Genomic DNA, 8,316 nt, shown 5'->3' on the forward strand with positions numbered 1-8,316 from the left:
ATAAAGTGATAACGCTATAATGATTTTAACGTGACACAGAATTCTGAACGCTCTCACTGCCAATAAATGCGAAAAACCCCCGATACATAAGTATCGAGGGTCTTCATGTCATTTGCCTATTCGTAGGTCGACCTTGGCGACAATAAAAATATATTTTATGCGACAAAGCGGTATGACCAAGGCTTTACTGTCAGTAATCATAGCGTCTATCAAGCTTTAGGTCAATAAGCACATACCTTTATGAGACAAGCATATTCATTTGCTTTACTGCATTAAATTATTCATTAGCGAAAATTTCGCATGCGAAATCTAGGCCTCTTAAAAGAGGCTTTTTTGTGTTTTATTATATATCTATATTGATATGTAAATTTATTTGTGTATAATAATCAATATAAAAGAGCGGAAGGCCGCTTTTCTCCTATCGGCGAAACGCCATACTCACAGGAGTTTATATGTATAAGTCAGAAGCAGTTCGTAAAGCAGAAGTTCTGGAAACCACCCCTGCCCTTGCTGAATTCATTGATGATATTCCTACCCAAAAGGCGGAACAGGCTTTTAGCAATATGTCGTTTAGACCGGATCGTCGTGCCTTCGACTGCCAGCTAGATTATGCAATGCGCCTCAACCAACAAAAAACCTTGGTGTTAGGTCGTATTGAATCAGCTCAGCAGAATGGTGCGATCCTTGTTGAGGATTGGGAGGTTGAATTCAGTAAGTGGTTTGATTTATTTCATGCACGGCTCAAAACGGCATATATGGGCTATTTGTCGACCATGAGTGGTTGTGCCAATTCAATGATAACCGGCCCGGCAAACTTCCCCGTTGAGCGTATGCGTAAACGTGGTCGTATTGCAGATGATAAGTACCGGCAACTACACGAATACACTCAAAAAGCACCAGAGCGTTTTCTGCGCCGAATCATGCCATTCGGTGATGGAACCATCATTCAATCAAACGCACCGAATGCCACAGAATTACTCAGCAATAAGATTGCCCGGATGGAAAAGACACACGCGGAAATGATCGGAGCAAACAAGATTGTCCGTAAAACCTTTAAAGGCGGATCTGCTGAGGGCGTTAGCCAAGAAGCACAACAAAATTGTGCGCTGGCGTTAGCAGAGTATTTGAGCATTCCTCTGGATAAAGCGTTGAACATTTTAGAGCCTAGCCCGTATCACAGTCATCGTAAGGTTGTGGGGTTCTATTCTTATCAGCTGGCTAATCACAGTGCAGAGATATCACGTTTAAAACAGAGACTAGCTGAAGTGAGTCAATTGCAAAATGAGAGTCTGTTTATTGAGCAAACGCTGACGAACGGAATTGAGATTAAGCTGAGTGAAGATGGCAAGATTGAAATTCATTTTGGCTATAAACCGGATGAAGAGACACGCGGTATGCTATGTGATAACAGCTTTAAATTTTCCCGCTACCGTAATAATGCGTGGGTGAGAAAGTTCACGCCGAATGCTCAGAGGGTCTTTGGTCGGATTGTAAAGCCAGCACTCGAAAAACTGTCTCAAAAGTAATATATCATTATTGATTTATAATATTTGTCAGAGTATATTGATATGTATCCAGTGGATGGCCACTGGATACATCAGGCGAAACGCCAGACTCAAAGGAGGCACATCATGCAAAGCAACACCATCGCAGGACGTTTACTTAAACCCGTTAGATTAATTCAAAAAGACGACGTTACGTATTGTCGCCTTACTGTAGCAGAGAGCAAAAAACGCAATAATTCTTCTACCATTATCGAGTTCACAGTCTACGATGAGTTGGCTTTGCGTGCTGAACGTCAATTAGATATAGGTGACCTGATCGTCGTCCATTTCATTGTTAAAAACGCTCAGTATGAAAAAGATGGCGTCAATTATCACGGCTATAGCTTTACCGCTGAGAGTTTCGAATACCTCGCGGCAGGAAAAGCGAAGCAAACTCGTACTCAATCTATGGCCCATCAACAATAATTTAATTATTTCGCATGCGAAATTTAAGAGGGATTTAACAATGGAAAACAGTCACTCATCCGAAGCGCTCGGTATAGTTATTGTTGTGGGTAATCAGAAAGGTGGAGTGGTTAAGTCGCAGTCAACGAATGAAATTTCATATGATTTACAACAGGCGGGCTTTAAGACATTAGCTATCGATATGGACTGGACTGCCGGATTAACTGAGCGCAGTTTCTCTGATGGTATGCCCATTGAGATTGAACGTGAGCCTTTTAAACATGAGTTTTCGCCGGGGGAAGCACACTCATACCAATTATTCTTTCCCAATACGATTGTGAAGCCGATCTCGTTAGCGGATGGTCGCCATTTTATCGGCACCACATACGAGTTAAACGAAATTAACTATCGACCACAGGACTGTATTTTCGACTTTAAAGACCGGATAGATGAGCTGCGTAAAGAGTACGATTACATTGTTATCGATTCTAATCCCTCATATTCAAATGTCATGATCGCCAGCCATCTTGTCGCCAACTATCTGATTATCCCAACCCTATTGGAGAAGTCTTCCCGGAATGGTGTGGCTAAACAATTGGGTTATATGCAGAAAATAAAGAAGAATCTAAATCCAAAATTAGAATTTTTAGGGGTTTACGTTACTCAAGCTGTGGTGTCCAACTATAAAAAAGACTTGCTGGATGGGCGATTGACTGCGGTTGATACCGAAAACCTAAGATTGTTATTTGAGATCTTACAACTCAACGGGTATTCGACAGAGAAAGTGTTGGCTTACATTTCCTATGTTTCCACCACAGCGAAAGAAGCCATTGAGCTGGGACTGACATTTAAAGAGTATGCCCCAAAATCATTACCAGCATTGCAGTACGAAGAGTTAACACAAAAACTGATCAGCCTTACGCAGGGAGCCTGATATGGCTAAGAACTTTAAAAAACAACTGTCAGCACGCAATCAAGAAAAAATACAAGCGGCGGCAGTGCCAGGTATCCAAGAAAACCTGATTAATCGTGACTCCGTTACACCACCATTAGCCGTTGCGGGACATAGTTTACTTTCTGATATATCGCGGCCTGAAATCGCGCCAGCGGGGCAGATCATTCGTGTTCGATTAGATGAGGTCTATTCAATCGAGCAGGTGCGTCCAGACGAAGATTTTGAAGAGGAAACGCTGAAGGGGATGGAGGAAACATATGACGAAGTTGGCATGTTGACGCCGCCGCGTGTGTTCCCTCGTGATAAAAATGGCTACCGGATTTGGTTCGGCGAAACCCGTATACGCAGTGCTCGTAGACATGGTGATGAGTATATTGATGTCTATGTGGGTTTACCGCCGAAAAATGACAAAGTGCGGTTACTTGGTCAGTTGATCGAAAACCTCCATCAGTCAGGATTGAAACCGCTGGCGACCGCCAATGCCATGCTTGAGCTGAAGAATAAGTGGAACATGAACGGCGAGCAGATAGCGAAATCACTCGGCAAACCGGTTTCCTTTGTCAGTAAGCATATGCGGTTATGTGATGCGCCGGCAGTAATAAGGGACTTATTGAAAGATAAGATTACGGGTGATGTCGATCTTGTCTATACGTTGTGCCAAATCCATGACCGATCACCTGTGATTGCCGAACAGTTAGCTCAGACAGCAAGAACGAAGATATTAACCAGGCAAGTAGCAAAAGCGGAGTTGGCTAAACTCAAAAACCGTAAGACGCCAACTGACATCGAGCAGAAAAATAAAACAGCGGTAAATACTCCGTCAGTCGAAACGAAAGAAAAAACTTCACCAAATAATGAACCAACGGCCCCGCCAACAGAAACGTTGAGAAAAGAGGAGGCGAGTTCTGCGTTTAATGAAGCCAGGACATCTGAAGCTAAAGCATCATCTAGTGCAGCAGCTGTGAGCCAGAAAGAGAATCGCCTGATTGTTAGAGTCGATGGCCAGATTGGTTATTTACTCATAAACAAAATGGCAGAGGAGTATGGCCAGGTGTGGGTAAAGCTGGAAATAGGCGAATTATGTGTTGAGGCTAAGTCAGTGGCCTTGGTTGGTATCAAAGAGGCTTAGATGACTAATACTCCCTTTTCAGAGCTGTCACGGGCGTTTCGCGCCCGTGTTGTTAAAACGTGGATTATGTCGACTGATTTCTCAGCAGCGGTTGGCGCCGAAGTGTTGAAGGACACCGGTGTTAAACACGATTTTGTGAGACGTGAAAATCCAGTGCTGGGTTCATCATTGGCTGGATGGGCTAAAGACGGTCACACACCCTTATGGGCTTCCCAATCAGCATTAATGCTGCTGTTAGAGAAAAACTGGATACCTGTCAGTCATGAAGACTGGGCTGGTTTTGCCGCTATTTTCATCAAAATTCATAGAGATGCAGAGCTAGGAGCCTTACTTGATTCAGTGCCAGCATCGATTGATAGGGACATTGCCGCAGGTTGGTTAAGTGCTGCAATTGAAGAAGATGCGCGTTACAAAGTGTCAAAGAAAAAGGCGAAAACATGACATTTCGAGAGCTTGAAAAAATCATTGTTGCTACGGGCCGGAAAGGTGATGCGTTGCTGCTCCTTTCGCTATTGCTGGATTATTTTGATAACGAGATAGCGTGCGTCGATATTGATACCGTGATGGCTGAAACTGGTCTAAAGAATGCGAATATCTCTGCGGTGACAAATCGTCTTAAAGAGTTGGGGGCGCTCACTATCTTGTATAAAGATATACGCAATGACGATAGTTTGTTTTCTGAGGTAAGAAATGGTCGTTGGTCAAAAGCATACTACAAACTTCCCCCGGTAATTTTGCAACTGTATCGCAGAGGATAATTTCGCATGCGAAATTGCTATTCTTGCCGTCAAATTGTGACTTTGGGTAAATCGCTCCACTTGGTGGTGTAGCAAGGGGAGAGTAAATCTCTCCTCATAGCCCAAGCCTGGTTTATCCCCTGCCCTGCAAACCAAATTTTGCCTAAACCACTTTGGTTGATTTTATCGATGATGTTCATTAATGGATCGCTATCAGCACGAGGCGGCATTTCATCAAACAAATCAATTTGCCCTGGTTTGTCGCAGAAATCATTTAGCATGATCCCTGCTTTTTGATATCTGAATCCCTCCCGCCAAATGGCATCTAATGCCCTGGTAGCCGCTGAAACGATATCGCGTGTGTCTTGGGTGGCTAGCATGAGTTTAATGCTGTAGTTGTTGCTGTAGAACGGCTCATTTATCGCGAAAGGACTGGTGCGAATAAAGACGTTTATGTGTTTGCAGTATTGACGTTCGGCCCTCAACTTTTCAGCTGAGCGTTCGGCGTATTTGCAGATTGCCTGGCGTAAACTTTCCTTATCCGTAATGCGTTCACCAAAAGAGCGACTGACGATAATCTGTTGTTTGGTGGGTAAAGTGTCTATCGTTATTGCCGGGATGCCATTAAGTTCTAAAACAGTGCGCTCGACGACAACGCCAAATGTTTTCTTTATCAATTGTAAATTGGCGTCGGCCAGCTGCAAGACCGTTTCAATTCCCATAGTCCTTAATTTAATGCTTAGCTGGCGGCCAATTCCCCATACTTCTGATACGGGCAATATGGCCATCAGTTTGCGTTGCCGGTTACGGTCAGATAAATCCACGACACCACCGGTTGCGGGCCATGTTTTTGCTGCGTGGTTGGCGAGCTTTGTTAGCGTCAGTGTTTGAGCAATGCCAATACCGCATGTTAATCCTGTTTGTTGCAGGACAGTCTCACGCACGCGCTGACCGAAATTGAGCAGAGGCTCGTAGTTCTCCATTCCATCGATTTTCATAAAGGCTTCATCGATGGAATAAATGGTTAGAGAGGGCGCTAATGATTCTAGTATCGTCATGGTTCTGGCACTGAGATCTCCATACAGCGCGTAATTGGAACTAAAGCAGGCTACCTGGTGGCGTTCAATAAGGGTCTTCATTTGGAAATAGGGGACGCCGCGTTTTATACCGAGTTTTTTGGCTTCTTTGTTGGCGGCTACGATTGCGCCGTCGTTGTTCGATAGGCAAATAACCGGTTTCCCTTTTAGGTCCGGCCTAAAGAGTTGTTCGCAGGCGGCGTACATCGAATTTACGTCGCAGAGTAGGTACATAGGCACCTCAACGTAGGGTGTGTATGGCGTGCATGACGACACCAAATATGTTCAGTTCGTCGGGATCAACAAATATGGGGCTGTATGCGGGATTCATCGGCTGTAGACAGAGGCGAGGGTGGGTACATAGTTTTTTTACCGTGAATTCTCCCTCGATGGCGGCGATAACAATATCACCGTGAGTCGGGTTGACCGCTTTATCAACAATCAGTAGATCCCCGGAAAGAATGCCCGCTTCAATCATCGATTCACCTTCAGCGCGTACAAAGTAAGTCGCACTTGGATGAAGTATGCATAGCTCATTTAAATCTAAGGTTTTTTCTAAGTAGTCACTTGCTGGCGATGGAAATCCGGCTTGGCAATTTTCACCGAATAGTGGTATTTGGATGCGGGTTTCGGTTAGTGCAGTGAGGATTATTACTTTCATGATTAGCTCAATATTACTGTAATTATATACAGTATTATCTATGATAATATTCCTATTTTGCAAGGTGCGGCTGTCTGTTTTCTTATAGCGTGCTGTTTTGTCGCCATAAATAGTTTCTTTCGACCTTATCCACAGAAACAGTGGGCAAACTTGTGGAGGAAAAAGGATAACTGTGGCCCCAAGGCTCCCCGACCCTAAATGGTCGGCTCGTCGCCTGCACTTCAGCTGTCTCGCGCCGGCGGCGCAGTCCGGCTTTCGCAGAGTCACGCGAGCGTGTCTCTGTCCTTCGGATAGCAAGCGATGCCTAAAGGTCAATATACCAATCTAGCAGGATTTTAGCCGCGCAACTTCCCATGAATGGTGCCATAACGTTCCGCTGTGTCGGAGGTGCATAGCACTGTGCCTGCTCATAACACATTGTCGCTGCCGTTTCTTTTGTCTTCGACCGTTAACCCGTCGTGTTGCTACAAGGTCGGTAGCTTCGCATAAACCAGCTTGGCAGGGCGAGGGACTGGCCTGTGGGATATTCACGACTGTACAGCCTATGGCTGGCTTACGCGACACTCACCAGTGGATTATCCGTGAAAGTATCTTTGTCGCTTACATGCCCTTATGGGCATAAGATTTCGCATGCGAAATGTTGAGAAATAATGTCGTTTATTACATATCAATATTGATATGTAAGTGGGTTTTATAGTATAATAGCTCTATTGAGAGACGGAAGGCCGCTTCTCATTATCGGCGAAACGCCAGACTCAAAGGAGTAGTCAAATGACTGTATTGAAAGCTGAAGTTAAATCCTCTAAAGCAAAAAAAACCACCCGTAAAACCGATGAAAATAGTGTTCACGCTCTGGCAGTGGCCTTAGAGCAAGCGCCTGTCGAATTGGTGGCCTATTCCCGTTTGGCTGATACAGAACTGAATGTTCGTTTTATTCCGTATTCACAGGAAAGCATTGATGATCTTGCTGACAGTATTGCTGTTATGGGCATATTGCAGAATTTGGTTGTGGTTGAACAGCCCGAAGGTTCATTGGCTGTAGCGGCTGGCAGTCGTCGGAAAGCCGCTATAGGGGTGCTTGTACAACGTGGGGTTATTCAACCCGATCAACTGGTTGTACCCGTCAAAAAAATCCCTGCTGAATTGGCTGTCGCTGCCTCCATGACGGAAAACGGTAAGCGTAAGGATATGCACCCCGCCGAGCAGATTGTAGGGTTTCGTTCATTGGCTGCCGAGGGGAAAAGTCCGGCACAAATTGGTGATTTGCTGGGCTATGGATCTCGTCATGTTCAGCGTTGCCTGAAGCTGGCCAGTTTGGCTCCGGCTTTGTTAAATGCACTGGCAGAAGATGAGATCACACTTGAACAGTGTCAGATTCTGGCACTGGAAGACAGTCAGGAACGACAGGCGCAGGTGTGGGAACAGGCGCAACAAGTATTCGGTAAATCACTACAGAATTACCAACTGCGGAATTTGATCACCGAGCAGGAAGTGAATATTAAAACTAGCGGAAAGTTTGTTTTTGTTGGGCGTGAAGAACTGGAAGCGGCTGGTGCAGTTATTCGTACTGATTTGTTCAATGACGAACATGAAGGGTGGGTTGACAGAACATTACTTGATCGACTGACACTCGAGAAGCTAGATGCGATTGCGGTGGCTATTCAGGAAAATGAGGGGTGGTCATGGTGTGCTCACCGGATGAATTCGGTCTATAGCTTTATCGATGATTTAGGAAAATATCATCTTATGCCAACAGTGTCAATTATGGTCTAAAAGTGAGCCACAGTTATGCTTTAAAAGTGCGCCACT

9 protein-coding genes are annotated in these 8,316 nt (G+C 44.8%); 7 read left to right on the plus strand and 2 right to left on the minus strand.

Features of this window, described 5'->3' with window-relative positions; all coding sequences use genetic code 11:
• The first annotated feature begins 452 nt into the window (after positions 1-452).
• From AACW11_RS14825 to AACW11_RS14850, 6 genes are all read left to right on the plus strand, one after another.
• Positions 453-1,526: a hypothetical protein gene (locus AACW11_RS14825; RefSeq protein WP_212587005.1), complete on the plus strand. Its 1,074-nt coding sequence runs from the start codon at positions 453-455 to the stop codon at positions 1,524-1,526.
• A gap of 105 nt (positions 1,527-1,631) precedes the next feature.
• Positions 1,632-1,970, plus strand: coding sequence for a hypothetical protein (locus AACW11_RS14830; protein WP_212587006.1), 339 nt, complete (start codon positions 1,632-1,634; stop codon positions 1,968-1,970).
• A 40-nt stretch (positions 1,971-2,010) separates the two neighbouring features.
• Positions 2,011-2,883 carry a ParA family protein gene (locus tag AACW11_RS14835; protein WP_212587007.1) on the plus strand — a complete coding sequence of 291 codons (873 nt, stop codon included), beginning with the start codon at positions 2,011-2,013 and terminating at the stop codon, positions 2,881-2,883.
• A 1-nt stretch (position 2,884) separates the two neighbouring features.
• Positions 2,885-4,033, plus strand: coding sequence for a ParB/RepB/Spo0J family partition protein (locus AACW11_RS14840; RefSeq protein WP_212587008.1), 1,149 nt, complete (start codon positions 2,885-2,887; stop codon positions 4,031-4,033).
• Positions 4,034-4,474 (plus strand): hypothetical protein, encoded by a 441-nt coding sequence (locus tag AACW11_RS14845; RefSeq protein ID WP_050163458.1) that lies wholly within the window; start codon positions 4,034-4,036, stop codon positions 4,472-4,474.
• The gene (locus AACW11_RS14850; RefSeq protein WP_212587009.1) at positions 4,471-4,791 is read left to right on the plus strand and encodes a hypothetical protein; all 321 of its coding nucleotides are present in this window, start codon (positions 4,471-4,473) and stop codon (positions 4,789-4,791) included. Before AACW11_RS14845 ends, AACW11_RS14850 begins: the two co-directional genes overlap by 4 nt.
• Before the next feature lie 29 nt (positions 4,792-4,820).
• Here the strand turns inward: AACW11_RS14850 and umuC are convergent, their stop codons facing one another.
• Positions 4,821-6,080: a translesion error-prone DNA polymerase V subunit UmuC gene (gene umuC, locus AACW11_RS14855; RefSeq protein WP_050163460.1), complete on the minus strand. Its 1,260-nt coding sequence runs from the start codon at positions 6,078-6,080 to the stop codon at positions 4,821-4,823.
• A gap of 7 nt (positions 6,081-6,087) precedes the next feature.
• Positions 6,088-6,507, minus strand: a complete 420-nt coding sequence (gene umuD, locus AACW11_RS14860; protein WP_050163472.1) for a translesion error-prone DNA polymerase V autoproteolytic subunit — start codon at positions 6,505-6,507, stop codon at positions 6,088-6,090.
• Positions 6,508-7,278: 771 nt separating this feature from the next.
• Here umuD and AACW11_RS14865 point away from each other — a divergent pair.
• Positions 7,279-8,280, plus strand: a complete 1,002-nt coding sequence (locus tag AACW11_RS14865; RefSeq protein WP_212587010.1) for a ParB/RepB/Spo0J family partition protein — start codon at positions 7,279-7,281, stop codon at positions 8,278-8,280.
• The last annotated feature ends 36 nt before the right edge of the window (positions 8,281-8,316 follow it).

The organism is Yersinia sp. Marseille-Q3913 (genome assembly GCF_963892745.1).
Classification (GTDB): Bacteria; Pseudomonadota; Gammaproteobacteria; order Enterobacterales; family Enterobacteriaceae; genus Yersinia; species Yersinia bercovieri.